This window comes from Paenibacillus xylanilyticus (assembly GCF_013359935.1).
GTDB lineage: Bacteria > Bacillota > Bacilli > Paenibacillales > Paenibacillaceae > Paenibacillus > Paenibacillus xylanilyticus.
This window is the reverse complement of record NZ_JABMCB010000123.1, coordinates 1-582: the sequence shown is the minus strand read 5'-3', so window position 1 is coordinate 582 and position 582 is coordinate 1. Positions and strand designations below refer to the sequence as shown.

Genomic DNA, 582 nt, shown 5'->3' with positions numbered 1-582 from the left:
TGATGTGTCGCCTTCAATGTCTCACCTCCTTTCAGGCAAAAGGAAACACCCCCAAACTTGTCGAATAATGCTCCGACAGAAAGGAGGTGCCTCAAAATAAAAGCTTATAGAACTGATGAAGAATTTGAAGAAAACTGTCCCTGCGCCTTTGAAATATATGATTTAGTGAATTCTATCAAGGACACGGACGTTCAATGGTTTTTAGACGTTGCTTTTTTCTTCCCGAATGAACAAAAGTACATCATAACTTTTAAGTCGTATGACACTCCTGAATACAATGACTACAGTTTGGGAATCAGTGCTCAGAAAAATGACTCTGGCGCTTATGATTTAACCATCACCGGAAGAGTTGATAATCTTTTAGCCTGAAACGACCTGAAGATTGTTGAATAACTGTGCCAGTCATTATTTTTCTTCGCTTGTTACTGTCGGCCACCTCTACCGTCCAAAGTCTAGGTTGGTCCGACGGTTCAGCGAATATTGTGACGTTCTTTCCGAATATCCACCTTATCAGTAATTTCTTTATCACAATCGCCACTTCCTCTCTTGAGCATAAAAAAGAGCCCGTAGTTTTACGGACTC

At 40.7% G+C, this 582-nt stretch carries 1 protein-coding gene; it reads left to right on the top strand.

The window, feature by feature from the left end:
* Nucleotides 1–57: 57 nt before the first annotated feature.
* Nucleotides 58–369, top strand: a complete 312-nt coding sequence (locus HP552_RS02230; RefSeq protein ID WP_175394081.1) for a hypothetical protein — start codon at nt 58–60, stop codon at nt 367–369.
* Nucleotides 370–582 lie beyond the last annotated feature (213 nt).